This is a genomic window from Ruegeria sp. HKCCE3926 (assembly GCF_017872515.1).
Classification (GTDB): Bacteria; Pseudomonadota; Alphaproteobacteria; order Rhodobacterales; family Rhodobacteraceae; genus Ruegeria.
In genome coordinates this window covers 159,449-184,116 of record NZ_JAEDOU010000003.1, presented here as the reverse complement: position 1 = coordinate 184,116, position 24,668 = coordinate 159,449, and the positions used below count along the sequence as shown (strand labels likewise).

Sequence of the window (24,668 nt, the reverse complement as noted above, 5' to 3'; positions counted from 1 at the left end):
CCAGTGTTCGAAGAACAAGGAAAAGACAATGGACATGCTTTACATTGGGTTTGCCCTCGGCATCGGATGCGTTTGGGCTTTTCGGTGGTATAACAAGAAATGCAAGCGAGATGAGATTGCCAAACTGGTGTTTGGGACAAGCGATGCTTCTGGCCCGTTCGATCATAAGGAATGGAAAGAGTACGAGCGCCGCTGCAAAGAAGCTGGCTGCTGGTGATTGTGCCGGTTGTTCTTTGCAATAAAACCGACACGCCGTTGTGTTGCTGAAATCGTACTTGTTGCCTTACGGCCAATTGCAAACTTGGTCGTAGTTGCCATGCGCGTGGAGATCGCGCTATGAACATTATGGTAAACAAAGGCTTGGTTTTAATGAAACATATTTCGTGGATGCTTATTCTGGGGCTTGCAGCTTGCGTTTCCGCGAGCCCTGAAGCAGTAAAGGGCTATCCTTCCGACTATTTGTGTCGCTTACTCGGACCCGAGTATATTTCCACCCCGCAAGAACAGATCAACATTTACAGGGAATTGGAGCGGCGTGGCGAAAGATGCGTCAACTCAGGTGCCAACGTTAACCAAACGGTCATTGTGAACAACTAAGCATCTTCGACTTTCGTGTCGGCCGAGCTGGACGAAAGGCGGGACGTTGATAGGGCGGGGCCTGTACAAACAAACAGGCAACGTCGCCTAAAGCACGCCCCCAGCTAAACGTAAAAAAGACTTTACTCTGGCCTTCTGTGTGATCAGTGTTCTACAGGTTATGTAGAAAATTCAATTGTTTGGTTATGTTCGGCGCGTTCGCGGTATGATGAAGAAAATTTCTAACTTGTTTGAAGACCTTCTTATCTTGCTTTCTCAGGTTCTCTTCTGGATTTTCGTTGTCGTGATTTGCATTGTGCCCATGAGTGTCGCGCTTCCGGTTATGGGGCAGGCCTTGGAATGGTTACGAGAAGGGCATGTACAACCCCGCGATGGTTTCTGGCTGTATGCCCTGTACGAATGCGGAGAAAGTTGGTGTCGGCCAAGCTACCTAACTCTCACCGACTGGGTTGGAGTCAACCGAATAATAAACTGGGTCTTGGACTTACACGTCGCGATCTATGCCATGGTTGTGGCTACGCTTGGATACGGGATCGCAGTTGCTTGGGCGGACTACATAGCAAATTGGAAAGCACTAGAGGAAAAACTGCGATCGCCGTCCCGCCCTCAGGATGAGTTGGATTGAAAAAGAACGGATGGCCTGACGCAGTGAGTGCGCCTTAAATTTTGTAGACTTTCCGGATGCTTAGATGGCGTTATACTAACGGCCATGCCCCGAAACGTCGTGAAAATTGCCGAAGTTGAAAGTCCTGCCGACGAAGTCTCGGTTTGCCCATCTGATCTGACCGGACAATGGGCTGAGGCTTTCCAGCAACTCGCAGACATTGTCTCTGTACAGTCCGGCCTATGGCCTGCCGATGCGAACATGATCGCCACGGTGGTTCGCGCCCAGCGTCGGGCGGCAATACACGAACAACTGTCGCTTGAGGCTCTACAGGCCCAAGACATGGACGAGTTCGGAAAGCAGTCTAAGCTGGCGAATGCTGCCGCCAGTTCTGCCCGATCTGGCCTTACACAGTTGAAGGCCCATCCTCAGGTCCGCGCTGGGCGAACCGCCAAGCAAGAAGGTGGCAAGATCGCGGGGGCGAAGTCCGAAAGCTGGCGAGACATGTTATGACCCATCCCGAAGGCGAGTTGGTCCCCGATCCGAAGACATTGCCACCCACGGCATGTGTAGACTGGGCCTCCCGCCTACAGCGTGGCTTGATACCGATCTCTCTGAACCGTTTGCCCATCCGATCCGCTCGTGCGCTGAAGTTCGGCAAGATCGTAGACATGCTGAGGGTTCCCGATCTGCCTGGCCAGCCAGCCTTCGGTGATCTGGCTTCCTCCCCATGGCTGAGGCAGGTCGGGATGGCGGTTTGGGGTGGTGATACCATCCGCGAGGCATTCGTGTGCGTTGGTAAGAAGAACGCGAAGTCTGCTGGTGGTGCGTTGCTGTTTCTCGCGGCCATGATCTTAAACAAGAGGCCCCAGGCATCGTTTACCATTCTGTCGCCGACCATTCAGGTGTCGCGCCTAACCTTCGAAATCATTGCTGGCGCAATTCGTGCCGATGAAACGCTGAAGCAGGTGTTTCACATCCGCGATGCGGCCAAAGAAGTTGAGGACTACAGGAATGGAAGCAAGTTGTCGGTGAAGGCGCTGGACGCCAGTTCCATCGCGGGTCTACGCGGATCGGTGCTGCTCGATGAACTCTGGATCGCCGGGGAACAGGCATCGTCCGACCGTCTACGGGCGCAGATCAGGGGAGCGTTGGCCGCTGACCCGACCGCCAAGCTGCTCTACATCTCTACCGTTTCCGACACCATTCCTCGGGGCATGTTCCTGAACCTTCTGGAATACGGTCGCAACGTGCGGGACGGAAAGATCGTAGATGATAGCTTCTTGCCTTGTTTCTATGAGCCATGGCCGGGTTGTCCCGACCCCATGAAAGATGAGAGCGTTTGGCCGATGCTATTGCCGAGCTTCCCGCACATCGCCGATCTACAGTTCTATCGGGGTGCTGTGCGTGAGGCTGTAGAAGCCGGACCCGCTGCCGTACAGATCGCCCGAAGCCAGTTCTTCAATGTACAACCGACTGCCCATCTTCGTGCGCGCGGTTGGGCTGTGGCCCAGCAATGGAGCAAGATCGCCAGTCGTCCTCTACCTCTACCGACCATCCTGGCATCAGCTGAACATGTTGCGGTTGGCATTGACCTTGGTGGCGCAAGCGACTGGTCGTCCCTCGGAGTGATCGGCGTGATGCCCGACGGACAGTGGCAGTGCTGGCAGCAGTCTTGGTTCTTCCAGTCTGCTTATGACATGTACAAACGGGAACGGACCAACTTTGACAAGTTCCTTGCCCATGGCGACTTGAAGTTGGTGGAACCGGGTGAGGACATTCGGCAAATTTTACAACTGATGGAACACGTGAAGAGTGCGGGCAACTTACATGGCGTTGGCGTTGATCCTTACGGTTCGTCCGCGCTTGTAGACGCTGCCGAGAGAGCGGGTTTCAGCATTGATGGCGACCGTCCCGAGGTGATGGGTGTGAGGCAGTCGGTACAGTCGTTGAACGACCCGATCACCCGGCTTGAGCGACAGGTGTTAGAAGGCAAGCTGATTGCGGACAATGGCCCCGCTCTTGCTTGGGCCATGGGGAATGCCGTGGTGCTTCCGGCTGGTGCCAGCGTGAAACTTGAGAGGGAGGAGGCTGCTGGCAAGATAGACCCAGTTGCTGCCCTGATTGACGCCGCTGGTGCGTTGGTGATGCGTCGCCCGGAGCACACAGATATCGGGGCGATGATAGGCTGATGCCAAAGGGCCGGTTGCGAAATATGCGATCGCGACTTGACCCGATGGGAGCGCGTATTTCAACCCGACCACCATTGGTGATAACCGACACGAACCGGGCGGTCCGCGATCCGATGTACCAAACCAAGGAATGGTCGCAGTTAAGAAGCCGGGTGATCCGCCAGAGTTCTAAGACCTGTTTGATCTGCGGCGTGAACCGAGTGACCCACGTAGACCATTTGTTGGGCCATAACGACGCCATCGCCGCCGAGGCCGCGTTCTGTTTGGGCGTGTCACCAGCCCCCACATGGCAGCGTCGGTTCTATGAGGGGCCATTCCTTACAATGTGCGGGCCATGCCACTCCTCCAAAACGGTCCTCGAACAGAATGGAAGGTTATTAGAGTGGATGCAGGCGCATTGGGGCAAGCTTCTGTTTGAAATATGAAAATAGGTTATCGAGGCCGCGCCAATCATCACATTAGTTATTTCCATCCATTGTGCCGAGTGGCGCCGCTCATTTACTTGGGTGTGTATGAAACACTACGACTTTATGTGAAGATGTCTGTCTAAAGGCTGCTCAGCCCGGTCGTTGTGCACTTGGCAGTAGGGGGATTCACAGGGAACTCAGAAGGTGATAGCCTCAGGATTAGGATTGACCGAACAGTATTTTTTTGGAGCGGAAGGATTGCTCGCAGGTGCATAAGCGCGTTTTAGTATTGGGTTCGGCGGGTGTAGATAAGCGCGCAGCCATGGAAGCCTTTGCAGCTGGAGCGGCGCGTTACTCTCATGTGTTTAGAATTGTCGACTTCGACAAAGATTTCGTTGAGCCGATCCGGCCATTCTTTGAGCATTTGAACGATGACATTTCTCTTGCCGCAAATACTTGGTCAAATGCTTGGGATGATTTCAAGAGAGAAGGATTCTCGGAAAACACTATTCTTTGCATGCATAGTGCCTATGTGACTGCGAAACATGGCGCTAGAAGCGTCGTTGACATTTCAGAAGTCTGCGAAAACTTCAAGCCAGACCTTATCATTACCTTGTTGGATGATGTTTACAGCACGCGGTCTCGTACTAGTGGACAAAAACTTAGCCCGACGCTTGAGCAGCTGCTAATGGCTCGGAGAATCGAGGCACTCTTTGGCGATCTAGCAAAAGGAAAAATGGCCACCAAGAAGATGCCAGTTCGCCATATTTTTATTTCTGTTAACCATCCAATTGAATGCCTGATCAATTTGATCGTCTTTGAGGCGGAGGTCACATATCTTTCCTTTCCGATTTCTGAACCAAGAAAAGAACTTAAAAAGGGCGATAGAACCTTTGTTGATCTGATTAATTCGGCTCATTGCATGTCGCTAAATGAAATGCGACAGGACCATGGAAGGTGTTTTATCAGTCCACTTGCAATCGACGAACTTCCATTTGTTCCACCAATAACTGCCAGTGATCACGCAGAAAGCGCAGACGAGTCCCCTAAAAAATGGAAATTCGACGAGGCTGAGAAGCGTTGGTCACTAGAAGAGTTATGGGGGGGAGCAACTCTGTTGAGGTCCGATGAACCTCGGGTACATGAATTCTCATTGGGTGAAATCATATCCGCACGAGGCATCATCGAAACTGATGTAGGATGGCGCGACCGTAGACTTGCTTTACAGTCTGACGATTTGGCGGTGATATGTCCGAAGCCACGAAATCGTAACGAAATCACTAGAGGCGTGAAGAACGAGATACAGACTGCGGCACCGCAGGCTATCCCTATACATATTTGGCAGGAAAAGACATGGGATCCGGATGGCAAGGTGGAAAATGAGTTCGCCAAGCCGGGAAGCATGGGAAGCTCTATGGTAGAAGACATGGCAAAGATTCATGAAACACTCGAACAGTTGATCAAAAGAGGGAAAACATAATGACAAAATGGCAGGTGGTAGTTCGCAAGGATGCACCGGATCTTTCCGAGTCAGAAATGGAGTCTTTTGCCGCCAAAGTTGGTGCTGACAATGTTCGATTTCTCGCGGCACCGAGCGGCTTCGAATTCTTAGAAGTATTTCCCATACTGAGAGCTCAGCGTGACGGAGTCCAATGGGCTTGGCATGGGGAAGAAGCGAAACAGAAGATGGCGACGACAAAAGAATTTGCAAACTGACAGCTTCTTTTTAGCGAGAACCACTGCGCGCTTGGAACAGCAAGAATATTCGGCTATGGAGTGCTCCAACGATCGTTTCCTAAGCGAATTTTAATCGAAAGCAGCCGGAATATTCGTAACCCATTGTTTTTAAATGATGGCCCCGTGGCTCAACTGGATAGAGCAGCCCCCTCCTAAGGGGCAGGTTGCAGGTTCGAATCCTGCCGGGGTCGCCAGTTTTCCCAGATTGACGTTTGACATCCAAAGTCCGTTTTTACGACAAAAAACGGTTTTTTTGAATTGCCCTCGAATCTACCTTCCTTTTAGCGCAGTTCTTTCAACAACTTGTGTGTCGTGGATCGGTTCGTTCATTCCGGCCGGGTTCGATGGCGCAACCCAACCAGGATGCGTTGACACGCAGCATGTTAGTTGTTCCCTAATCGTTTCACAGGTTCCGGAACCTTTCACACCCATCAGTCCCGCCCGCCCCGGCGGTGTGGACAACGGCGCGGCAAGCCCCGTCGCGCCTCGAAAGGATTCTGCGATGCCCCGTGCCACCACCACGAATCCATTTCATGCGCTGCGTTTCGAAGACGACCTGCCGACGCTGCACGAGGTCGAACGGCGCCTGAAAACATTCCTGCGCGGCCTCCGCAGGCAACGCCAGGCGGCGCAGACCGGTGACGATGAAGGCGCCCGCGACAAGATGGACCAGTTCTTCGACTATCTGAATGAGGCCGAGCGGCGGAAGATCCGGCGTCGCGCGCACTGCTACGTGCAACGGCTGGGCGCCCTGTCTGGTCTGTCTCACCTCAGCGAGGAGAACCGCGCGAAGCTGACGCCCATTCGTGGCGGGCTGCCGGTCACCCGCATCACCACCGAACAAGAGGCGGACGAGATCGCGACCGCCTTGCATGCTGAGATGCCCTGGATGGCGCCCGCCACCGAAGCCGTCTGGCACGGGTTGCGGGCCTCGACACGCGAGGGCCTGCCGGGTGTCCGCTTCGCCCCCGCTGATCCTGAACGGCCCGCCTGGTATCGGCAAGAGCTTCTGGGCCCCGGCGACTGGCCCACCATCTGGAGGTCCCTGCGACCAATATTGATGCAACGGGCAAGCCGGCGTCCTTCGCGCTCACCGGATCCCAGCGCGGCTGGGGTAGCGCCCATGCGGGCAAACTGGTCAACACGGTCCTGAACAACCGGCATGGCGGGCCGCTGGTCATCATCGACGAGATCGAAAAGGCCGACGAGGTCCACTCCAACAAAGGCACGCGGCACACGCTGACTGACGCCCTGCTGCCGCTGCTGGAGCGGATGACGGCGGCGACCTGGGAATGCCCGTTCTTCCAGGTCAAGATGGACATGTCCTGGGTCAACTGGGTGATGACGGCGAACAGCCGGCAGGGCCTGCCAGAACCGTTTCAGAGCCGCTGCGTTGTGCTGGACCTGCCGGACCTGACCACGGGGCAGTTAAGGGACTTCGCCATAAACGAAGCCGCGCGGCGGGGACTCTGGCTGAACCCTCTCGGGACATTGCTGCGCAATGCCCTGCCGGGCAGCAGACGGGTCGTGCGTTCGGCTTCGGCCAGAGCGGCCCAACCACGTCTGGTCCTATGATTACGTCCAAGATCGAACCGCCGATGGGCGGGCCTACCGTACCCTGAACATCATCGACGAATACACCAGTGAGGCGCTGATGATCCGCGTTGATCGCAAGCTCAACTCGACCGACGTGCTGGATGCGCTGACGGACCTTTTCATTCTGCGGGGACCGCCGGAATACATCAGGTCCGACAACGGCCCCGAGTTCATTGCGCAGAAGGTGCAGGACTGGATCGCGGCCGTCGGCGCCAAAACGGCCTACATCGAGCCGGGGTCGCCTTGGGAAAACGGCTACTGCGAAAGCTTCATCGCACGGTTCCGCGATGAACTGCTCAACGGCGAGCTATTCTATAGCCTAAAGGAAACCAGATTCCTGATCGAGCAATTGCGTGTCCACTACAATACCGTCAGGCCACACAGTGCACTGGGCTACCGTCCGCCCGCGTCAGAATGCATCGTGCCGGTGGACCAGAGGCCGACGATGCACTAACAATCAGACCGGACCACCCGACGGGGGCACGCCAGGTGCCTTACTTAGACAAGCCACAACACAAGGCAACATGCGATTGATCCGAGGGACAGGCTTCCAACAACCAATTGCAAGTGGAAGCGAGATGCCGGTTGGGCGCTGTGCGCTTCCAATCGGGAATACACGCGGCGGGCGTTCATCCACGCTCCCCAATAGATCAGCAGCGAGATCAACCCAAAAAGAGTGGCTGCGGCTTTCGCCAACCACTCGGGCTCGACGGCGGAAAATACGGCCTTGAGGCCAAGGGCGATGGCCACGCATGCCATCCCGGTTCTCATCCAACCCGCAAACGTGCGCTCATTGGCCAAAATGGTGCGGTCTTCGGCCCAGTCGGTCCGCTCTTCGGCCAAGTTTTGGCTTTTCGTGTTTTTATCAGACATTGCCACCCTTTGGACTGGTCACCAGATCAGAATGTGCAGGCTTGCCTATTTTTCGGCAAGCCTGCACAAGACCTTAAGCGCGCGCAGTTGGATCTCGAAATGCCAAACGCGCCCGGTCACCGCGTCAGCTTGATTTCGAGATCGCCCGCAGCATCCAAGCTGCTTGCTCATGAAATGCCGAACGTTCGGTCGCCAGATCTTCAGTCACGACGTCTTTGCGGCTGCCTGCAAGCTCGGTCAGGGCGTGCAGGCGGTGCGCCACCCGCTCGTGATCAGCAGCCAGATCTTCGATCATGTCGGCGGCGGTCAGGTCCCCTTCGCGGTCCTTGATGACCGAGAAATCCAGGATGTCGGACATGCGCGAGGGTGCCAGATGACCCAGCGCGCGGATGCGTTCCGCGATCTCATCAGCAGCGGCGAACATGTTTTCGTACTGTTCTTCGGTCAGCTTGTGGATCGAATAGAACAGCGGGCCTTCCACGTTCCAGTGATACGCATGTGTCTTGAAGGTCAGCCGGTAGGTGTCGGCCAGAACATCAGCCAGACCCTTGGCCAAGGGAGCGGTGTCGCGCACGCCAGTGGAAACGGGGTTTTCGTTCGGGACAACGTTCAATGCGTCGGTCATGACAACTCCTTTTTTCTACTGGGGAAGAAACGCCCAAAGCCTGGCGTTGTTCCACTTTCGACAAAAAAAATCAGGTGACAGTGGGCATTCCGCCATCAGCCGAATAGTCGACCGACACCCGCAGCAAAGTCGGAACGGCGACGTCGGCAGCCGCCTGCAGCGCAGGAGCAAGTTTGCTGTGGCTTTCGATGTCGTGATAGACCCAGCCAAAGGATCGGGCCAGTGACTCCCAATCGGGGTTGCGGAAGGAAAACTCGCGCGCACCTGGTTGTTTTTCGTCGATCAGACCATAGCCGTTGTCTTCCCAGATCAGAACAGTCACGGGCGCGCACAACCGGGCCGCCGTCTCCATCTCCTGAACGTTCATCAGGAAGTCCCCATCACCGCAAACGGCGATTACCCGACCCTCGTCCAACAGGCGGGCAGCCTCGATCGCTCCGGGCAGCGCAAGGCCCATACCGGCCAGGCCGTTCGGAATGATGATTTGCCCTGCCCGGCGCGCTTGAACCTTGCTGGCGACCCAAAGTTTGTGCAGGCCTACGCCGGACAACAGAACGTCGCCTTCGCGAAGCGTTTCGGAAATCGCCTGACAAATGTTCGACGGCGCGACACAGGCGGCATCGAAAGGTGTTGGCCCACCTTCCAGCGAGGCGTCAATCTTTTGCTGGAGACTTTTGAACCAGCTTTGCGCGGGGCGTTCGGCGGTGGCCTTCGCCAGAACGTCAATGCAGTGCGGAAGATCCCCAGTCAGAGCGGCCTTTACCGGCCAGTCCACATCAACCGCCGAGGCCACGTCCGAGATCTCGAGAACCGGCTTCTTACCGCCCATCGAGATGTTCGAGGTTGGATATTCAACCGGGTCAAACCCGATGGCAATGATCAGATCGCACAGGTCGAAGGCTTCAGACACCAATTCTTTGCCCGGTTGACCGACCGAATGCAGCGAGAGCGGGTGCCCCGGCGGCAAAACTCCTTTGGCCATGAATGTCGTGACGACCGGGGCGGAAAGGCTTTCTGAAAGTGCCCGCACGTCGCTTGCCGTGCCGGATCGGATCACCCCGTGTCCTGCAAGAATCAAGGGCTTTTTCGCCTCGGCCAGCAGGCGCGCTGAACGGATGACCGCATCGGCCGCCGGCCGCACCTCGGCTGTCGGCGGCGCCACGAAAGGTTCGGCCAGAATCGGGACCTCGGCCAGATCCTCGGGCAGGGAAAGATGGACGGCACCGGGCTTGTCGAGCTTGCTCAACCGCACGGCCTCGGCAACGACTTGGGGAATTTCATCCGCGACCATCAGCGTTCGGCTCAACTTGGTGACTGGCGCGAAGAGTGCTTCGAGATCGATGATCTGATGGCTTTCGCGGCCCAGCCTGGACCGCGCACCCTGTCCCGTAAGGGCGATCAGCGGCACATGGTCAAGCGTGGCGTCAGCCACACCGGTGACAAGGTTGGTCGCCCCAGGTCCAAGTGTCGAGAGGCATACCGCAGGGTTCCCCGTCAAACGCCCGTGAACCGATGCCATGAACGCCGCCGATTGCTCGTGCCGGCACAGGACGAAGTCGATGCTCGACTTGTCGATTGCGGCGATCAGATCGGTTGTTTCCTCACCCGGAACACCGAATGCACAGGCCACGCCGTTGGCTTCCAGGCAGGCAACCAGCAATTCGGCGGCGGTTTGGGTATGGACGGCATCTTTCATAGAGCTTTGAACCTCGGGGTACTGTTTCAGGGAATGGGGATGCGCGGGGGCTCACCCACGGATCAGCCGCAAGATCAGCGAACCGATGAACAGGACCAGAAAGATCACGAAAAGGATCTGCGCAATACCGGCCGAGGCCGACGCGATGCCGCCAAACCCGAAGATGCCAGCAACGATAGCAAGTGCGAAAAAGATCAGCGCCCAGGACAACATGGGATTTCCTTTCATTTCTGTGGCTACTGACGGGTTAACGCTTGGAACCCCAGATTGGTTCCGGGTCATTTTGGTGGAACCTTTGACGAGCGCCCGCGTTGGGTCGATGAAAGGAGATCTGACATGACACAGAAAACGGCGAAAAAGGCCCCTCAGGACGCTCCGCATGTGGAGATGGCGGCGCGGATCGAAGAAGTGGCCAAGGAGGCCAAATCAGCGTTGGAAGATGGCGTAACCGCAACGCGTGACACGTTGAAGACGGCGCGCGACGAGGCGCAAAAGCAGCTGACACAGACATCCGAGAAAAGTGCCGCATTCGTGCGCGAGAACCCGGGTCTGGCTATGGTCGGAGCGTTGGGCGTGGGTGTCCTGCTGGGCCTCGCGTTGCGCAAGGCGGACCGCGGTTAGAACACGCGATACTTCGCGACCGATATGGGCATCGAGTACGTATTGCCGGCCATGCTCGGATTGGGTTTGGCCGGTCTACTGATCTGGTTCTTCATCAGGAATCGCTGACAGCGCTATTCGTCACTGCCACGCCAACCAACCCGCCATCCCAAAGGCCCAAAGCACCTCAGGCGCGCTTTGGGTCTTCTTCTATTTCGGGTTTGATCTGGGCGTAGGCCAGCATCGTGAAGACAGCGGTTCCTCCGATGATGTTGCCGGCCAGAACGGGCAGGAAAAAGCTGAAAACGGCTGCGCCTGGTGGCAACTGCCCCTGAAGCATCAAAACCGCCATTTCCACCGATCCGGCAACGACGTGGGTAAAGTCACCGGCCGCAATCATCCAAGTGAAGATTACGATGACCAGCACCTCGTTGTTCTGTGCCGAAGGCAGCATCCAAACGATCGCCGCAATCAGGATCCCCGCCGGTATTCCGCGCAGAAAGCCAACCCAGGCGCCCATGCCGGTGGCGTGGTGGCTCAGGTCGTTGATGACCGCGACGAGTTGGGGCGACAACACCGGCGTATGGATCAGGAAGGCAGATATCGCAAACGCCCCCAGCACATTGGAACCCAGAACGATTGCCCACAGCCTGGCGGTTTTGGTGAAGCACGCGACGGACGGATTTATCATGGCTGGAACGACGGTCGTTATCGTGTTCTCTGTGAACAACTGCATCCGCCCCAAAATGACCAGGACAAAGCCGAGGGAATAGCCCAGGTTCTCGACCAGGAAGCGCCCGCTGGTTTCGGGCAGATGTGCCCGCAAGATCGCTTCACCCAGCACCGAAAAGCTGATCAGCACTCCAGCGGCAATCCCGGACCAGAACAACGCTTTGGTCGGGCGGTCCAGTTCCTCCTCGCCGTTTTGGCGGATGGTCTCGAATATCAGGCGCGGAGACAGGCCGGACGCTTCTTCGACCGCTTCGCGCTCGCTCTCTTTCTCGACAAGATCTTTTCGCGGCGCGTTGTGTGTATTGGACATTTTGACCCCTTGTATCGACCTTCAAACCCAACGTTCTGCCGGTCGTTTTGGTTCCATTAGGCGCAAAAATCCTCAAGCCTCGTGCGAGAGCTGGGATCACACCCAGATCTTTGTCGGGAACTTTTGGCCACCTATCGCGTTGTGTTCTTGTAGGAACAACGACAAGTAACTCGAAAGGAACTTCGGTATGGTGGAAGTGTATGGCATTGGCGGTCTGATCGTCCTGGTTTTGTCGATCTGGGCCATTATCTCGATCATCGGCTCGTCTGCGACGACCGGTGCAAAAATCCTGTGGGTCCTTTTCGTTCTGTTGCTTCCGGTCGTCGGCTTCATCTGCTGGCTGATCTTTGGCCCGAAGGCAGCGCGCAGCGCGATCTGATCAGCGCGGAGATTGTCGGTACAAAAAAGCGCGGCATCGGCCGCGCTTTTTTTGGTTCAAGGATCTGGGGGGCACAATGCACCCTTCGCCGTCTCACCCAGGATCAGAACCGATCTTCAAGCCGTTCCCACTAAAATCCATGGCTGCGATCTTGCGGGCAAGATCTGCGGCCGTAAAAGGCCGTATCAGTGCCGCACATTCAAATTGCGCTTGCACCTCGGGGGACGGGTCCAACAGCAACAGCGCACTGCCGCGCTCGGCCAACAGCCGCGCGACGGCGTCAAATGACGTCTCACTTCTGCGATAGCTCAGAACGCTCAAGGCCGGGGCGAATTTGGGCTCCTGCCAGAAATGCCTGCCCGCGTGCAGCTCGCGGATATGGACAATGCGATCAGTTGGAACTCCGGGGATGGCGTCACTGATGTCCGCTGCTTCGATAAAGTTTTCCGTAACAATCAAAACATCTGCTACGCTGCGGGAAGAGGCTTCCATAAATACCATCCTGAAATCTGTTCGATGCCACCCTAGGGCAATCCCACAGCGCCGCAATAAACTATGACACAGCAACGAAAAAATTCTCTAATCGCATGTGCGGACTGTCCGCTGAGGCAGATGGACGTCTTCCTGCCGTTCTCGGAAGACGACCTGCGATTCATGCAGAGGTTCAAAACCGGCGAGATGCAGGCCGAACCCGGAACGCAACTGTTCATCGAGGGTGCGAAATCCGCGCATCTGTTCACGGTTCTGAGCGGGATGGGCGTTCGTTATAAAACGCTGGAAAATGGTCGCAGGCAGGTCATCGGCTTTGTGCTTCCAGGCGATCTCGTCGGGCTGCAGGCTGGGGTCATGGGCGAGATGCGGCACTCCGTCGAAGCGACAACCGCGATGCGGCTGTGCGTGTTCAATCGCTCGCGGCTGTTCGAATTATATCAGAACCAGCCTGATCGCGCCTTTGACCTGACATTCCTGGCCGCCGTCGAAGAGCATTTTCTGGGCGACGCCCTGACAACCGTTGGCCAGCGCGGCGCGATCGAGAAGATCGCGTGGAGCCTGCACCGGTTTTACACACGGTCGCAGGCCGTCGGATTGGCAAAAGGCTTGCGGTGTCCGCTGCCCTACCGGCAGCAGGATCTTGCGGATGCGTTGGGCTTGTCTCTGGTTCACACGAACAAGACCCTGCGCCGACTGAAGGATCTCGGCTTGGCCGAGTGGTCCAACAATGTGCTGCAGATTAACGACCTTGAGGGTCTGGCCGAGCTTGGCTTGGTCGAAATCACCGAAGCCGTTCCGCGCCCGCTGATCTAAACGTGGTGGATGGACAGGAATTGAAAAACCGCCGACCGAAAAATCGGCCGGCGGCTTGATCACGAGTTTTGCGACTGAAGAGCCGGTTTACGACCCTTCGTAGGCCGGCATATCCTTCAGCATCTCCTTGTCGGCATGAACGAAGGCATAGGTGGTGTCACCATCGATTTCACGCATCAGCGACACGCGCGAGAAATCGATCAGAACATCCTTTTCCCCCAAGCCGAGGAACCCGCCGACGCCAATCACGGCCCCATCAACCGATCCGTCCATGTCGACGACAACCTCTTCGATCTCACCGATCCACTCTTGCGAAACGTCATAGACGCGCATGCCGGTCAGATCTTTGGCCGGGATGGTGCCTTGGGCAACGGGGACATAGCCCGTGATGTCGATGGTGGTTGGATCAACTGCATCGGCCATCTGTCCGGCTTTTTCGCTGATGTACTCACCAGTTGCTTCGGCTGCCTGGTCGACGTCTTCCGCCGTGTTCCGGGCGGCGTTCTTGATGTCCTGCGCGGTATTGGACAGCGCATCACCGGCTGCCTCGGCTGCCTCTTCCAGGTTCTTGCCGACTTCTTCGACATTCGAGCTTTCTGCATAGGCCGATGCCGACATCACCAGAACGATCGAAGTTGTGGTCAGAAAACGTTTCATAGCTCACTCCTTTGGTCTGTTCTGACCGCATTTCCCGCGGTCTTATTGAACAAACGAATGACGCCGCGACTTGTTCCCAGAAAAGTGCAAAAATATCTGTTTTAAAAAGAAAAAACCGCGCAACTGCGCGGTTTGACAAGCCGTGGTCAGACCTTCAGACCGGGTGCAGCGGATCGGAAGATGTGGACAGAACCATGTAGTGTTCGTCGTCGGGAATATTGCGTAACTCAGCGAACGGAAAACTCAGGATATCTGGTCGCCCGTCGATCAAGAGAAACCGCAGAACCTTGGTGTCAGGGTCGAACTCAATTTCCTTTAATTTGCCCAACTCACCAGTAGCGTCAAACACGGGGTTGCCCCGCAACTTCGTAAACCATCGGAAGTTGCTACCAGGTGGCGTGGGTTGCGGGCGTTGGCGGAGAGCGTCATTCAGGACCGCCCCCATCACAACCGGCGCAATCGCGTTGCCGAACGGCCCTACGACCAGGGGCGGTAGGCCTTTGATGTCCACTGCAAGGGGATCTTCGTCTTCTTTGCGCTGGCGAAGGTGATGAAATTGCTGATGGGAAAACGCGCACTCTATCACGCTTGCACCAAGTTCGAGCGTATCGGCGGTGAAAGCCACCGGGTCATTCCCTCCGGCCACGCTCAAATTGACCAAGACGTACTCCAACTCGGTCTGCCCAGCGCTAATAGCGATATCGGAAACGCGACCAATCGCGTGGTCGGTCCCAGCTGGGACAACGGGCTTATTGATGAGGTCAGACAGTTTCATAGCGGTGGTGATTACCTTTGGGTTCTATCTTGGGAGTGCGTGGGGCGCCACCGATTTGACGCCACCCCACACAATATGGGCATCCACCTTTGGGCTACATGTCCTTGATCAGGCGATCCACGATTTCCCGAACGTCTTCTTTCGAATCTCCGTATTTCTTTTGGATGATGCCTTCCAGTTGCTCGCGATCGCCGCGGGCTCGCTCGATCTCATCATCGGTCAAATCGCCGAAACGCTCGATCAGCTTGCCTTTGAATTCGGTCCAGCGTCCAAGAATTTGGTCCCAGTTCATCGTAAATTCCTTTCGATTGCTTCGTCGCTGCCAGTGAAACGCACCAAACTCGAACTGGTTCCGGGCACCGGCGATATTTCTGCGTTGGCCCGAAAAATGGGGGTTCGGGCAGATACCGAACTGTGTCTTCAGTGGTGTTCGAACTGGTCTTGGGAACAATCTCGCCTTCCATGCGTTGGGGGACCGAGACCTCAACACAGGAGATCGAACCATGCCACGTCGAACCGAGACCTCGGAGAAAGCAAAAGCCCATGCCCAGGATCTGGCCGGCAAGGTCAAGGACACCGTGACCGCCGAGGCCTCGGCCCGGGCCGAATCGCTGAAGAACAGCGCAGCGCAGGAGGTTGAGAGCGCCGCTCACGCAGCCGACGCAGCTGCCGATGCATTTCCCGACCAATCGGTGCAGCATCAGGTCTTGTCGAGGATTGCGGACAACATGGAAGCTGTGGCTGGGCAAGTCCGCTCTGCCGACTTGGCCAGTATGAGCCGAAAGGTGTCTGATTTCGCCCGCGAAAACCCGCTGTTGTTCGTCGGATCGGCTGCCTTGGCCGGGTTTGCTGCAGCCCGTTTCCTGAGCGCGCGCAATACGGGCGCGGCCCAGTCCGCATCTTTTGGGGCAGATCCTTGGGATATTGATCCGTCGCTGCTGCATGGGACCTCGGTCGATACGTCGGGCCACACCAGCGCGCTGGCGCGGATGAATGGTGGCCGCGATGCATAACCCCAACGATCTGCGATCTGCACCGGGGCTTGTGGCAAACGCGCTCAAACATCTGTCGGGTTTGCTTCAGGCTGAGGTAAAGCTTGCCAAGGAGGAGTTGTCCCGAAACCTGACGCGAGCGGGCTTAGGGCTGGCCTGCATTGGCATTGCTCTGATCCTGTTGATGATCGCGCTGAACCTCATGGCCACAGCCCTGGTCGCGTATGTCGCCGCCAGTGGACTGTCGGTGGGTATGGCCTCGTTGCTCGTTGGCGCGGGTTTCGTTCTAGTTGCTGCGTGCCTGGCGCTTTTTGGCCGATCCCGCCTGTCCGCCACCGCGCTGGTCCCCGAGCAAACCATGAAAAACCTGCAGCGCGACATCGAAGCGATGAAGGAGTCGACCCATGTCTGACCTGACACCTCTTGAAACGCAGATCGCATACGAACGCAGCGCTCTTGCACGCTCGCTGAATGCTCTGTCGGATACGCTGGCACCGCCACGCCTGGCAGACGAGGCGAAATCGACGCTCGAAGCCTATGGCGGGCAGATTGGTGCGCAACTCTGGTCCACGGCTCAAAAAAATCCGGCCGCCTTTGCTCTGCTCGGTGCAGGAGCAGCCCTTTTGGTTGCGGGTCCCGGGTCTGGCGCAAAAAGAACTCAATCCCCGCCCCAGGCCGTACCTCCGCAGCAGGCCTTCGACGGGTTTGACCGGCGTGTCGCCGACGCTGACAGCCGCATGAAACAGGAGATGACAGGAATGACTGAAAACAGCCAATCTGCCAGCGTGTTGTCCGCCGCCTTGGAACGTGGTCTGGACAAGCTCTCACCCCAAGCCCGTGCCCGTGTGATCGAAGCGCGTAAGGCCGCAATCGGTGCGCAGCAAGCGGTCGAGAAGCGTGCGCGGAAGGCGGCGAAGGCCTCGCAGACCTTCGTCCATGATCAGCCGCTGGCGGCCGGCGCATTGGCGCTGGGCGTAGGTATTCTGGCTGGCGCTCTGCTGCCCAACACTCGCAAGGAGGACGAGCTGCTGGGCCATCGGCGCGATCAGCTGATGCGTCACGCCCAAAAGGTTTTGAACGAAGAACTGGACAAGCTGCATGCCGCGGCCAATGTACGGCTGGATGACGCGGCAGATCGGGCCTCTGGCGCTTTGCGCAGTCAGTGAAGCGCGCCCATGCCAACTGCTTTCAGCTCTCCATCGGCCTTGCGTGCAATGCTGGCGATCCTGACCGGGATCGCCTGCATCACCGCTTTGTACCTGGCCCGGTCCATCGTCGCTCCGATCACATTCGCTTTGGTTTTGGGGGTCGTGGTCGCCCCGCTTGCCGACAAGCTTGAGAAGGTCGGTTGCCCGCGTGTGATATCCGCCTCGGCACTGCTGTTCGTGACCAGCACCGTCATCGTCGCGGCGTTCCTTCTGCTTGAACCGTTGCTGTCCACGCTGGTCGAACAGTTGCCCGCCATCAAACGCGAGTTGCGCTCTTGGGTCGCCGCGATGTCCGAGTTCATTCGGGGCATCGAAACGCTTGGACGCGAGATCGAGGAAACCGTCGGCGCCGATGGGGCAGCGGAAACGGAGTCCGCCCTTCCGTCAGTGATGGATGCCTTGTGGCTGGCGCCCAATTTCGGATCAAAGATCCTGATTTTCATCGGCACGCTGTTCTTTTTCGTTTTGACCCGGCCCGAGCTCTATGCCGCAGCCGGTCCCCTGAAAGAGCGGCTGTATCTGGCTGACCGCGCGGTCTATCGCTATTTCGCTGCCGTGACGTTGGTCAATATCGGCCTTGGGACTGTTACGGCTGTGGCCTTGGGGCTGATCGGCATCAATGACGCCGTAATCTGGGGGGTGGCCGCCGGCCTTCTGAATTTTGTGCTGTATCTCGGCCCGCTGATGATCCTGACCGGCCTTCTGATCGCCGGTTTAACCCAGTTCGGTGGAGCCGCGGCCCTGTTGCCTCCCCTGGTTTTCCTGGCAATCAATCTTTCTGAAGCACAATTCGTAACACCCGCCTTCGTCGGCCAACGTCTGCAGGTGAATCCGCTGGTCGTGTTCATCGCCATCATCTTTGGGCTTTGGCTTTGGGGGCCGGTCGGCGCCATCGTCGCGCTGCCGATCTTGCTGTGGTTCGGCGTGTTGATGAACCCCAAGGTCATGAGCCCGATCACAACCAGCTAGACGATGTTTTCAGTTACCCCGGGCAGCGGTTGCCGCATGTCGCGCGCAACGTCGGCGTCATGCGGGACGAGGAAGCCGCTGCGCGCTTCGGGGCGCCGCACACCGTTGGCCTGAACCTCTCGCCCCCACCACGCGAACATGGCATCGGGCTCGATCTGTTTGCTCAGATCACCCGAGAACCACCAATGGTCCACCAAGGCTTGCCGCAGAACCGCCACCCGCTGCCGGTCGGTGACCCGAAGGGCGACTTCTGTGTCCCACCGCAAAGACCGTCCGTTCAGGTTGGCGGACCCGACCAAGGCATGATTGTCATCCACCACCAGAACTTTGTTGTGAACGTGAATTATCGGAGACCCGCTCAGAACCTCGGCGCGGTCATCGGCCCCGCTTGCGGAAATCGGCTGGACCGGGGTCGAAAGCGATACACGGTCTTGGAACCCCTGCTGGATGATCTCCAGGCATTTGGCTTGAAGGTCCAACCCGAATTGCGCGTCCAGTCCGTCATGCCCGCCAAAGGCCACTTCCTCGGGTAAAGCTGGCAGAACAAGCACCAGTTTCAGGTCCTGCTTGTTAAGGCCCGCCTCAGCCAGAGCCTCGGCCAATAGAGTCGATCTGAAATACTGGGTCTCGATGTGCAGAAGTTGCCGCGCGGCTTGAAAGGCGGCTATGTGCTCATCCTCGATCTCATGCGCGATGGTCTTTGGCGACAGCCGCCAGAACGCAAACCGGCGCGGGCTGGACAGGGTGCGGCGCAGGTGGGTTGCCTGAGGGTCCGGTTGTCCGGTTGCGATTTCATGTTCGAACCGGTCGATATGGCGCGCGGCCTCGGCGGCCTCGGGTCCGCGGACAAGCAACTGAACGTCTGACCAGGTGTTTTTGGCCAGACGATCGTGATCCGGTGTGTCAAAGCGCCTTTCGTTCAAGTCCAATCCGCCGAGGTAGCAGATCTCATTGTCGATCACGGCGACTTTCTGATGGTGCGACACGGTGTGAAGCCGGGGTAACGTGTCCGACCCCAGCCGTACTGCCTGCCGTTCGCGTCGTTCGCGGGACAGCTTCTGAATCCGCTGCGCCTTTTTCCGAAGAACCGCCGGCAACAGCGCGGCCCACGGCAATGCGCCAGCCTGCGCCGGGTGCATGGACACGCGAACGGTCAAGCGCGAGGCGATTTCTGGACCCAGGATTTCCGCTAGCGCAACCGCCTGCCGTTTCGTGCGCCAGCTTAGCTCGTGCAACTCGGTCGCGAAGATCGGATCGAAATCGCTGATGACCAAATGAAACGTTACACCCTTGCGAATGACATGCTCGATCAGGTCAAACCAGGTTTCCCCAATCTGGCGCGCCTCGTCGCTGCGCAGCCGTGTCATGAAATCGAATATCCGAAAACTTGCCTTGATCTGGTGCCGGGCCTCAAGAACCGCTTTTTCCAAGGCGGGCCAGGCTTGCTCGGCCGTGATCAGGACCTCAAAGTCATTCTGCTGCGGCACGGGCATCACCGCTTCTCTCATCCGCAATGGACTGTGGTTCGCTATCCGCTTCTACTTCGGAGATTTCGAACGTCACCTCATACACATAATGCGATGACGTCTCGGTTATGTCTTCGGAACCGTCCAATTGGCGGAGGAAGGCCTGCATCAGCCGCTGACCGATCCCGCCGCTATGGAACATATCCGCACCGTCGTCTGTCTGCCCGCGCGTGTTGGAGATTTTCAGGTGCAGGGTGTTCTCCTCGGGTCGGGTCAATTCCACCGATATTGTCGGCGGTCCGTTCTGCGGAACGCCTACGTATTTGACCGCGTTCGTCAGTGCCTCGGCCACCAGCATCGACAGCGTGACTGCCTGATCCTGCCCCAGTTCGACAGGCGCGATCCGGCAGTCAACCTCGACCACCTGACCCAGAATTGGCGGTCGATGCGCCAGTTCGGCGACCAAATGTCCGATCAGTGCCTCGGTGTTGATCGTCGTCATCTGCGAGTTCTGGTTCAAGCTCTGGTGCACCATGGCCAGGCCGCGAACCCGACGCTGCAACTGTTCCAGCAAGCGCCGGGCCTCGGTGGTTTCGGCCTTGCGCAAATGCATGTTCATGATCGAAGCGATCAGTTGAAGATTGTTTTTGACGCGATGGTGTACCTCGCGCAACAAGAGCGTTTTTTCGACAAGGTCGCGTTCGTGCTGCGCCTCAGCCTCGCGGATCAACAAGACCATGCGGTTGAACGCAGTCTGTATTTGCTGAAACTCCTGCGGGGCGCCTGCGAGGCTTTCAATCGGGTCGCGCTCGCCCAACGCGAAACGACGCACGGCCGAACGCAAGCTGTCGAGATGCCGGATCACCAATCGATGCAGGCCCCACAAGGCAACTCCCAGACCGGTCACCCACATCAGGATCGGAAAAGCAATGGTCAGGGCAGTGCTGCCTGCACCGACAGAGGCCAGCGCCGCCTCGCGTGGCCAACTGCCAATCACGGCGACTTCGCCCGGAATGATGCTGGCAACTGCAAAAACCCGATCCTCTCCGTCGGCCGTTTTAGCCGAAAATGTTTTGCCGGAACTGGACAGAACCAACAGGTTTTCTTTCGCGGGCGGTAGGAATGGTTTGACCTCATCCAAGCCCACATTTGATGACAGCACTTCTCCGGTCGCGTCGAACAGGGCGATGACCACGTCACTACCAATGTTGCCAACATCCATGGGCGTGCGCGCCAGCGCATGAGGTATCGAGATGGAGACGAACCCCATAAGCTCAGTCCTGTTCATGACCGGCTGGGTTACGATGATCACTGATTGCCCTGTCGCCGCCCCGGCACGACTGACAGAAAAAGTAAGCTGCGGATTTTCCGAGATCTGCCCGAAACCGGGCGCGTCCGACAAATCGATGTCCTTCTCGACGGTCGAGCAGGCCATAATCCCATTTGGCTGGATGAATCCGGCAAATACGAACTCGGGCTGGCGTTCAACGAACCGGCGCATGAGGTCCGAACAAGCGGCATTGTCCAGGCTTCCCTCCGCAAGCGCGGCTGTAAGTCCCGAACTGGCACCAACAGCTTTCTGCAGAAGCTCCCGTTCGCGGGTGGCAGCTTCGATCGTGCGCGCCAAAACCGAGGCCCGAGATCTTTCGTCGGCCTCGGTAATCACAGCGCGTGTCTGCAATACCGCAATCAGCCCCAAAGGCAAAAGCGCCAGGGTGACTAGCGCGGCAAGATAGACGGTCAGGCTGCGCGGTTTCGCACCCATCGATCGTCAGGCCGCCGGTTGCGTCTGAACGATCGCCGCCGTCACCGCATCAGTCAATTCGATGGGTTCGTCATCTTCCAAACCCATCAGTTCGGCCAGTTGCGCGCGGGCCCGGTTCACCCGGCTTTTGATCGTTCCAAGGGCGACGCCACACATCTCGGCAGCTTCCTCATAGGAAAACCCTTGTGCACCGACCAGCACCAACGCTTCGCGCTGTTCATCCGTCAGTTGGTCAAATGCAACAGCAAAATCCTTCAACGCCAGCCGTCCGTCATGGTCGGGCTTTTGCGACAGGCTCTCGGCCATGGCGCCATCCACATCCTCGACTTCGCGCTTGCGCTTGCGGTGCAACGAAAAATAGGTGTTCCGGACGATGGTGAACAACCACGCTCGCATGTTGGTGCCTTCCTGGAACGAGTCGATATTGCTCCATGCCTTGATCAATGCGTCCTGCACGATGTCATCGGCAGTGGCGCCGTTTCGGCACAGGCTGATCGCAAAGGCACGCATCGCACCAATATGTTCGACAAGCTCTTCTCGCGGATCAACCATCCGAGCCTCCCGTGTCACCGCTTTTGGGAACACTGGTCTGATTGCGAAGTTTTTCAAGAAGATCGACGAATCGATCCGGAACCGGTTCGTTGGCTACCTCATCGAAAGCCCGCTTGAGGTTCTCGTCGATCCTTTGCTCTATTTCTTGCCGATGGCTTCGGCTTGGCTGTGGTTTTGTCATGGCATCATCAAAAATTTTTACTTTTGCTGGAACCATAACGCCCCAGTATGCGTTTGGTTCCCGAGTTTAGAGAATAAAATGAGGAAAACATAGATGACCGAGCTGACCGGAGTTTCCGTCGCAGATAAAATTGGCCCGCTCTTGCCGTTTCTGCGCCGTTATGCCCGTGCCCTCACCGGCTCACAGGACAGTGGCGACGCCTACGCCGCTGCATCGCTTGAAGCGATCCTTGCAGATCCCGCCCAGTTCGATGCCGATCTCGCGCCGCGGGTCGCGCTGTTTCGTGTTTTTCACGGTATCTGGTCAACGTCGGGAATGCCCGTTGACGCCGATGGCGGCAGTTCTGACATTCAATCGCGCGCTCACGCCCAGTTGGCACGCCTGACGCCCAATACGCGCGAGGCCTTGCTGCTGCGCACGGTCGAAGAGTTCTCGGTCAGCGATATCGCCGCAATCATGCAGATAGAACCCGCCGAGGCTCAGAAGCTGATCGATATCGCCTACGAGGAAATGGCCCGCCACACTTCTGGGCGCATTTTGATCATCGAAGACGAAGCAATCATCGCGATGGATCTTGAAACGATGGTGACCGACCTGGGCCACCGGGTCACAGGGGTCGCACGCACCGAGACGGTCGCCATTGACTTGGCCGAGCGCGAGCCGTTCGACCTGATCCTGTCGGACATTCAACTGGCGGACAAGTCCAGCGGAATCGATGCCGTGAACCGCATCATTGCCCAGCACGGCGATTGCCCCGTCATTTTCATCACCGCCTTCCCCGAGCGCCTACTGACGGGCAAAGGGCCCGAACCGGCCTTTTTGATTTCCAAACCCTACACCGAAGAACAGGTCAAATCGGCCGTCAGCCAGGCCATGTTCTTTGCCTCTAGCGCCGTGATCGAGGTCTGACGCGGCAGGACCGCGCTGCAAGAAAAAAACTCAGGCGATGAAACACGAGGAACATCATGGAAAACGAGATTGCACAGACCGCAGAGACCGTGACGAACACCGTTTGGGCCAAACTGTCACAAGTTCTGAATACCGAGCTGTATGACGGGAAATCGCTGAGCGACCTGCTGACGCTCGAGGCCCTTCTTGGCCTCGTCGCGAACGCGATCGCGGCGCTGATTCTATTGGTTCTTGGGATTGTGATTTCAAGATATGTCGGCCGGAAGATCCGGGGCGTCGGTGAAAACTCGGAACGTCTGGACGACACGCTTTTCAACTTTCTTGGCAATCTGGCGCGCTATACGATCCTGGCGTTTACAGGGCTGTTCATTCTGAATACGTTTGGGGTGCAGACGACGTCGATCATCGCGCTGATCGGTGCCGCGGGTTTGGCCATTGGTCTTGCCCTGCAAGGCACATTGTCCAACGTTGCAGCCGGCGTGATGATCATCCTGTTCCGACCGCTCAAGATCGGCGATTTCGTTGACGTGAATGGCGTGCTCGGAACCGTAAAAGATATCACCCTGAACTACACCGAAATTGCGGATATGGGGAACGTCAAGGTTATCGTTCCCAACGCCGAGGTGTGGGGAAACACCATCAAGAACTATTCCGTCTACGAGACCCGTCGTGCCGAGTGGACGTTCGGCGTTGGATACGGCGTCAACTTGGCGGAGGCCGAGCGCGTCATTCGCGAGACGATCATGTCGGACGCCCGTTCGCTGGCTGATCCCGAACCGTTCATCCAGGTGAACAATCTTGGCAGCAGCAGCGTCGATTTTCTTGTCCGCGTGTGGTGCAAGTCTTCGGACTACTTCCAATACCAGGCGGACATGAAGCGCAAAGTCAAAGAGGCGCTGGACGAAGCCGATATCAATATTCCGTTCCCAACCCGCACGCTGCTGATCGAAGACGTCGAGAGACGGCAAGAGAAGGCGATCGCGGCAGAATAACCTTGACTGTTGAACCTGGGGTCTGAAGCCAGAGCTCATCGGACAGATGTAGCGTTTTGAGCAATTGAGATGCGGTCATCGGCTGGGACGCTGCAATGATTGCAGCGACTTAAACAACAAAATGGGATGGCCATGAACTTACTATGTGAGACTGGATGTATCTGGTGAAAAAACTGCTACTTGCGTGATCGACGAGACCAGGGTCGTTGAGAAGGAACTCTCGTCGCAAAGCCTGTCGATGAGCATTCAATACTGACCGGGTTTTGGAGTGCGCCCATTTTTGCTCCGAAACTGAAACAGGCCGCTACAGTCATATCCGATTTCCTGGAAAGTTGAGAGGCAGAGCCTGCAGTAGAGCCGCAATGTGGCTTGCTGCAGGCAATCAAACGGGCCGTTTTGCAACTTTTTTGCGCAACGACCGCCAGGTGCCGGATACTCCGCTAAATCGCTGCTTTGGCTGTCCTTGGCAGCTTACGCAGCGAATGGCAGCGAGAATCACAGGTTCTTGGGCCGTGCAGCGAGCGGCGATTTGGGTCTGGCCCAGTTGTG

31 protein-coding genes, 1 tRNA gene and 1 pseudogene are annotated in these 24,668 nt (G+C 57.2%); 20 read left to right on the top strand and 13 right to left on the bottom strand.

Features of this window, described 5'->3' with window-relative positions:
- The first annotated feature begins 28 nt into the window (after window positions 1-28).
- From I9184_RS10835 to I9184_RS10790, 11 genes and pseudogenes are all read left to right on the top strand, one after another.
- On the top strand, window positions 29-217 hold the full coding sequence (locus I9184_RS10835) for a hypothetical protein (RefSeq protein WP_209834300.1): 189 nt from the start codon (window positions 29-31) through the stop codon (window positions 215-217).
- 119 nt (window positions 218-336) lie between these two features.
- The gene (locus I9184_RS10830; protein WP_209834298.1) at window positions 337-597 is read left to right on the top strand and encodes a hypothetical protein; all 261 of its coding nucleotides are present in this window, start codon (window positions 337-339) and stop codon (window positions 595-597) included.
- 205 nt (window positions 598-802) lie between these two features.
- Window positions 803-1,222 (top strand): hypothetical protein, encoded by a 420-nt coding sequence (locus I9184_RS10825; protein ID WP_209834297.1) that lies wholly within the window; start codon window positions 803-805, stop codon window positions 1,220-1,222.
- Window positions 1,223-1,306: 84 nt separating this feature from the next.
- Complete coding sequence (locus I9184_RS10820) at window positions 1,307-1,714, top strand: hypothetical protein (RefSeq protein WP_209834295.1); 408 nt, start codon at window positions 1,307-1,309, stop codon at window positions 1,712-1,714.
- A complete protein-coding gene (locus I9184_RS10815) occupies window positions 1,711-3,393 on the top strand; it encodes a terminase TerL endonuclease subunit (RefSeq protein WP_209834293.1) in 1,683 nt (560 codons plus the stop codon). The genes I9184_RS10820 and I9184_RS10815 overlap by 4 nt, the downstream gene beginning before the upstream one ends.
- Before the next feature lie 675 nt (window positions 3,394-4,068).
- Window positions 4,069-5,280 carry a hypothetical protein gene (locus I9184_RS10810; RefSeq protein WP_209834291.1) on the top strand — a complete coding sequence of 404 codons (1,212 nt, stop codon included), beginning with the start codon at window positions 4,069-4,071 and terminating at the stop codon, window positions 5,278-5,280.
- Window positions 5,280-5,516: a hypothetical protein gene (locus I9184_RS10805; protein WP_209834290.1), complete on the top strand. Its 237-nt coding sequence runs from the start codon at window positions 5,280-5,282 to the stop codon at window positions 5,514-5,516. The genes I9184_RS10810 and I9184_RS10805 overlap by 1 nt, the downstream gene beginning before the upstream one ends.
- A 138-nt stretch (window positions 5,517-5,654) precedes the next feature.
- Window positions 5,655-5,731 (top strand) — tRNA-Arg (locus tag I9184_RS10800).
- Between the two features lie 308 nt (window positions 5,732-6,039).
- Complete coding sequence (locus I9184_RS20920) at window positions 6,040-6,690, top strand: hypothetical protein (RefSeq protein WP_245218087.1); 651 nt, start codon at window positions 6,040-6,042, stop codon at window positions 6,688-6,690.
- Between the two features lie 119 nt (window positions 6,691-6,809).
- On the top strand, window positions 6,810-7,112 hold the full coding sequence (locus I9184_RS20915) for a hypothetical protein (RefSeq protein ID WP_245218086.1): 303 nt from the start codon (window positions 6,810-6,812) through the stop codon (window positions 7,110-7,112).
- A pseudogene (locus I9184_RS10790) lies at window positions 7,057-7,587 on the top strand (integrase core domain-containing protein); the annotation flags it as partial. The gene I9184_RS20915 and the pseudogene I9184_RS10790, both read left to right, overlap by 56 nt.
- Window positions 7,588-7,631: 44 nt before the next feature.
- Here I9184_RS10790 and I9184_RS10785 read toward each other — a convergent pair.
- From I9184_RS10785 to I9184_RS10770, 4 genes are all read right to left on the bottom strand, one after another.
- Window positions 7,632-8,006 (bottom strand): DUF202 domain-containing protein, encoded by a 375-nt coding sequence (locus tag I9184_RS10785; RefSeq protein ID WP_171635494.1) that lies wholly within the window; start codon window positions 8,004-8,006, stop codon window positions 7,632-7,634.
- 124 nt (window positions 8,007-8,130) lie between these two features.
- Window positions 8,131-8,631, bottom strand: a complete 501-nt coding sequence (locus I9184_RS10780; protein ID WP_171635495.1) for a DNA starvation/stationary phase protection protein — start codon at window positions 8,629-8,631, stop codon at window positions 8,131-8,133.
- Window positions 8,632-8,701: 70 nt separating this feature from the next.
- Entirely contained in the window at window positions 8,702-10,327 is a 1,626-nt protein-coding gene (locus I9184_RS10775; RefSeq protein WP_209834288.1) for an acetolactate synthase large subunit, read from the bottom strand.
- A gap of 51 nt (window positions 10,328-10,378) precedes the next feature.
- A complete protein-coding gene (locus I9184_RS10770) occupies window positions 10,379-10,540 on the bottom strand; it encodes a DUF1328 domain-containing protein (protein WP_093961673.1) in 162 nt (53 codons plus the stop codon).
- A 123-nt stretch (window positions 10,541-10,663) separates the two neighbouring features.
- Here I9184_RS10770 and I9184_RS10765 point away from each other — a divergent pair, with 123 nt between their 5' ends.
- Window positions 10,664-10,948, top strand: coding sequence for a DUF883 family protein (locus I9184_RS10765; RefSeq protein ID WP_209834286.1), 285 nt, complete (start codon window positions 10,664-10,666; stop codon window positions 10,946-10,948).
- Between the two features lie 166 nt (window positions 10,949-11,114).
- Here the strand turns inward: I9184_RS10765 and I9184_RS10760 are convergent, their stop codons facing one another.
- Window positions 11,115-11,969, bottom strand: a complete 855-nt coding sequence (locus I9184_RS10760; protein WP_209834284.1) for a formate/nitrite transporter family protein — start codon at window positions 11,967-11,969, stop codon at window positions 11,115-11,117.
- A 187-nt stretch (window positions 11,970-12,156) separates the two neighbouring features.
- On the opposite strand from I9184_RS10760, the gene I9184_RS10755 reads away from it, so the two are divergent.
- Window positions 12,157-12,348 (top strand): PLDc N-terminal domain-containing protein, encoded by a 192-nt coding sequence (locus I9184_RS10755; RefSeq protein WP_171172676.1) that lies wholly within the window; start codon window positions 12,157-12,159, stop codon window positions 12,346-12,348.
- 93 nt (window positions 12,349-12,441) lie between these two features.
- Here I9184_RS10755 and I9184_RS10750 read toward each other — a convergent pair whose 3' ends face one another.
- Window positions 12,442-12,840 carry a hypothetical protein gene (locus I9184_RS10750; RefSeq protein WP_209834282.1) on the bottom strand — a complete coding sequence of 133 codons (399 nt, stop codon included), beginning with the start codon at window positions 12,838-12,840 and terminating at the stop codon, window positions 12,442-12,444.
- Between the two features lie 63 nt (window positions 12,841-12,903).
- On the opposite strand from I9184_RS10750, the gene I9184_RS10745 reads away from it, so the two are divergent.
- Entirely contained in the window at window positions 12,904-13,653 is a 750-nt protein-coding gene (locus tag I9184_RS10745; protein WP_171635504.1) for a Crp/Fnr family transcriptional regulator, read from the top strand.
- Between the two features lie 87 nt (window positions 13,654-13,740).
- Here I9184_RS10745 and I9184_RS10740 read toward each other — a convergent pair whose 3' ends face one another.
- The 3 genes from I9184_RS10740 to I9184_RS10730 form a co-directional block, all read right to left on the bottom strand.
- Window positions 13,741-14,310 (bottom strand): PRC-barrel domain-containing protein, encoded by a 570-nt coding sequence (locus tag I9184_RS10740; protein ID WP_171635506.1) that lies wholly within the window; start codon window positions 14,308-14,310, stop codon window positions 13,741-13,743.
- 154 nt (window positions 14,311-14,464) lie between these two features.
- Window positions 14,465-15,085 (bottom strand): PRC-barrel domain-containing protein, encoded by a 621-nt coding sequence (locus tag I9184_RS10735; protein WP_209834280.1) that lies wholly within the window; start codon window positions 15,083-15,085, stop codon window positions 14,465-14,467.
- A 94-nt stretch (window positions 15,086-15,179) separates the two neighbouring features.
- The gene (locus I9184_RS10730) at window positions 15,180-15,377 is read right to left on the bottom strand and encodes a CsbD family protein (RefSeq protein WP_171635510.1); all 198 of its coding nucleotides are present in this window, start codon (window positions 15,375-15,377) and stop codon (window positions 15,180-15,182) included.
- Window positions 15,378-15,588: 211 nt separating this feature from the next.
- Here I9184_RS10730 and I9184_RS10725 point away from each other — a divergent pair, with 211 nt between their 5' ends.
- From I9184_RS10725 to I9184_RS10710, 4 genes are read left to right on the top strand one after another with little or no spacing between them, the layout of a single operon-like run.
- Complete coding sequence (locus I9184_RS10725) at window positions 15,589-16,098, top strand: hypothetical protein (RefSeq protein ID WP_209834279.1); 510 nt, start codon at window positions 15,589-15,591, stop codon at window positions 16,096-16,098.
- The gene (locus I9184_RS10720; protein ID WP_209834277.1) at window positions 16,091-16,489 is read left to right on the top strand and encodes a phage holin family protein; all 399 of its coding nucleotides are present in this window, start codon (window positions 16,091-16,093) and stop codon (window positions 16,487-16,489) included. Before I9184_RS10725 ends, I9184_RS10720 begins: the two co-directional genes overlap by 8 nt.
- Window positions 16,482-17,243 (top strand): DUF883 family protein, encoded by a 762-nt coding sequence (locus I9184_RS10715; RefSeq protein WP_209834275.1) that lies wholly within the window; start codon window positions 16,482-16,484, stop codon window positions 17,241-17,243. Before I9184_RS10720 ends, I9184_RS10715 begins: the two co-directional genes overlap by 8 nt.
- Window positions 17,244-17,252: 9 nt before the next feature.
- Complete coding sequence (locus tag I9184_RS10710; RefSeq protein ID WP_209834271.1) at window positions 17,253-18,254, top strand: AI-2E family transporter; 1,002 nt, start codon at window positions 17,253-17,255, stop codon at window positions 18,252-18,254.
- On the opposite strand, the gene I9184_RS10705 is transcribed toward I9184_RS10710, so the two are convergent.
- The 4 genes from I9184_RS10705 to I9184_RS10690 are packed head-to-tail and all read right to left on the bottom strand — an operon-like array spanning window position 18,251 to window position 22,254.
- Window positions 18,251-19,747, bottom strand: coding sequence for a phospholipase D family protein (locus tag I9184_RS10705; protein WP_209834269.1), 1,497 nt, complete (start codon window positions 19,745-19,747; stop codon window positions 18,251-18,253). The genes I9184_RS10710 and I9184_RS10705 overlap by 4 nt on opposite strands.
- On the bottom strand, window positions 19,725-21,485 hold the full coding sequence (locus tag I9184_RS10700; RefSeq protein WP_209834267.1) for a sensor histidine kinase: 1,761 nt from the start codon (window positions 21,483-21,485) through the stop codon (window positions 19,725-19,727). Before I9184_RS10700 ends, I9184_RS10705 begins: the two co-directional genes overlap by 23 nt.
- Window positions 21,486-21,491: 6 nt before the next feature.
- Window positions 21,492-22,037 carry an RNA polymerase sigma factor gene (locus tag I9184_RS10695; RefSeq protein WP_171635524.1) on the bottom strand — a complete coding sequence of 182 codons (546 nt, stop codon included), beginning with the start codon at window positions 22,035-22,037 and terminating at the stop codon, window positions 21,492-21,494.
- Entirely contained in the window at window positions 22,030-22,254 is a 225-nt protein-coding gene (locus I9184_RS10690) for a NepR family anti-sigma factor (protein WP_245218085.1), read from the bottom strand. Before I9184_RS10690 ends, I9184_RS10695 begins: the two co-directional genes overlap by 8 nt.
- A gap of 57 nt (window positions 22,255-22,311) precedes the next feature.
- Between I9184_RS10690 and I9184_RS10685 the strand changes: the two genes are divergently transcribed.
- Both I9184_RS10685 and I9184_RS10680 read left to right on the top strand, forming a co-directional pair.
- On the top strand, window positions 22,312-23,127 hold the full coding sequence (locus I9184_RS10685) for a response regulator (protein WP_209834265.1): 816 nt from the start codon (window positions 22,312-22,314) through the stop codon (window positions 23,125-23,127).
- Window positions 23,128-23,183: 56 nt separating this feature from the next.
- Window positions 23,184-24,119 (top strand): mechanosensitive ion channel domain-containing protein, encoded by a 936-nt coding sequence (locus I9184_RS10680; protein WP_171635528.1) that lies wholly within the window; start codon window positions 23,184-23,186, stop codon window positions 24,117-24,119.
- The last annotated feature ends 549 nt before the right edge of the window (window positions 24,120-24,668 follow it).

Excerpts from the sequence above, each read along its gene's own strand:
- I9184_RS10765 (WP_209834286.1), top strand. The coding sequence starts at position 10,664 with ATGACACAGAAAACGGCGAAAAAGGCCCCTCAGGACGCTCCGCATGTG.
- I9184_RS10815 (WP_209834293.1), top strand. The coding sequence starts at position 1,711 with ATGACCCATCCCGAAGGCGAGTTGGTCCCCGATCCGAAGACATTGCCA.
- I9184_RS10685 (WP_209834265.1), top strand. The coding sequence starts at position 22,312 with ATGACCGAGCTGACCGGAGTTTCCGTCGCAGATAAAATTGGCCCGCTC.
- I9184_RS10710 (WP_209834271.1), top strand. The coding sequence starts at position 17,253 with ATGCCAACTGCTTTCAGCTCTCCATCGGCCTTGCGTGCAATGCTGGCG.
- I9184_RS10805 (WP_209834290.1), top strand. The coding sequence starts at position 5,280 with ATGACAAAATGGCAGGTGGTAGTTCGCAAGGATGCACCGGATCTTTCC.
- I9184_RS10720 (WP_209834277.1), top strand. The coding sequence starts at position 16,091 with ATGCATAACCCCAACGATCTGCGATCTGCACCGGGGCTTGTGGCAAAC.
- I9184_RS10700 (WP_209834267.1), bottom strand. The coding sequence starts at position 21,485 with ATGGGTGCGAAACCGCGCAGCCTGACCGTCTATCTTGCCGCGCTAGTC.
- I9184_RS10750 (WP_209834282.1), bottom strand. The coding sequence starts at position 12,840 with ATGGAAGCCTCTTCCCGCAGCGTAGCAGATGTTTTGATTGTTACGGAA.
- I9184_RS10680 (WP_171635528.1), top strand. The coding sequence starts at position 23,184 with ATGGAAAACGAGATTGCACAGACCGCAGAGACCGTGACGAACACCGTT.
- I9184_RS20915 (WP_245218086.1), top strand. The coding sequence starts at position 6,810 with ATGACGGCGGCGACCTGGGAATGCCCGTTCTTCCAGGTCAAGATGGAC.
- I9184_RS10835 (WP_209834300.1), top strand. The coding sequence starts at position 29 with ATGGACATGCTTTACATTGGGTTTGCCCTCGGCATCGGATGCGTTTGG.
- I9184_RS10690 (WP_245218085.1), bottom strand. The coding sequence starts at position 22,254 with ATGGTTCCAGCAAAAGTAAAAATTTTTGATGATGCCATGACAAAACCA.
- I9184_RS10760 (WP_209834284.1), bottom strand. The coding sequence starts at position 11,969 with ATGTCCAATACACACAACGCGCCGCGAAAAGATCTTGTCGAGAAAGAG.
- I9184_RS10695 (WP_171635524.1), bottom strand. The coding sequence starts at position 22,037 with ATGGTTGATCCGCGAGAAGAGCTTGTCGAACATATTGGTGCGATGCGT.
- I9184_RS10830 (WP_209834298.1), top strand. The coding sequence starts at position 337 with ATGAACATTATGGTAAACAAAGGCTTGGTTTTAATGAAACATATTTCG.
- I9184_RS10730 (WP_171635510.1), bottom strand. The coding sequence starts at position 15,377 with ATGAACTGGGACCAAATTCTTGGACGCTGGACCGAATTCAAAGGCAAG.
- I9184_RS10785 (WP_171635494.1), bottom strand. The coding sequence starts at position 8,006 with ATGTCTGATAAAAACACGAAAAGCCAAAACTTGGCCGAAGAGCGGACC.
- I9184_RS10745 (WP_171635504.1), top strand. The coding sequence starts at position 12,904 with ATGACACAGCAACGAAAAAATTCTCTAATCGCATGTGCGGACTGTCCG.
- I9184_RS10755 (WP_171172676.1), top strand. The coding sequence starts at position 12,157 with ATGGTGGAAGTGTATGGCATTGGCGGTCTGATCGTCCTGGTTTTGTCG.
- I9184_RS10770 (WP_093961673.1), bottom strand. The coding sequence starts at position 10,540 with ATGTTGTCCTGGGCGCTGATCTTTTTCGCACTTGCTATCGTTGCTGGC.
- I9184_RS10740 (WP_171635506.1), bottom strand. The coding sequence starts at position 14,310 with ATGAAACGTTTTCTGACCACAACTTCGATCGTTCTGGTGATGTCGGCA.
- I9184_RS10705 (WP_209834269.1), bottom strand. The coding sequence starts at position 19,747 with ATGCCCGTGCCGCAGCAGAATGACTTTGAGGTCCTGATCACGGCCGAG.
- I9184_RS10825 (WP_209834297.1), top strand. The coding sequence starts at position 803 with ATGATGAAGAAAATTTCTAACTTGTTTGAAGACCTTCTTATCTTGCTT.
- I9184_RS10820 (WP_209834295.1), top strand. The coding sequence starts at position 1,307 with ATGCCCCGAAACGTCGTGAAAATTGCCGAAGTTGAAAGTCCTGCCGAC.
- I9184_RS10775 (WP_209834288.1), bottom strand. The coding sequence starts at position 10,327 with ATGAAAGATGCCGTCCATACCCAAACCGCCGCCGAATTGCTGGTTGCC.
- I9184_RS10715 (WP_209834275.1), top strand. The coding sequence starts at position 16,482 with ATGTCTGACCTGACACCTCTTGAAACGCAGATCGCATACGAACGCAGC.
- I9184_RS20920 (WP_245218087.1), top strand. The coding sequence starts at position 6,040 with ATGCCCCGTGCCACCACCACGAATCCATTTCATGCGCTGCGTTTCGAA.
- I9184_RS10735 (WP_209834280.1), bottom strand. The coding sequence starts at position 15,085 with ATGAAACTGTCTGACCTCATCAATAAGCCCGTTGTCCCAGCTGGGACC.
- I9184_RS10780 (WP_171635495.1), bottom strand. The coding sequence starts at position 8,631 with ATGACCGACGCATTGAACGTTGTCCCGAACGAAAACCCCGTTTCCACT.
- I9184_RS10725 (WP_209834279.1), top strand. The coding sequence starts at position 15,589 with ATGCCACGTCGAACCGAGACCTCGGAGAAAGCAAAAGCCCATGCCCAG.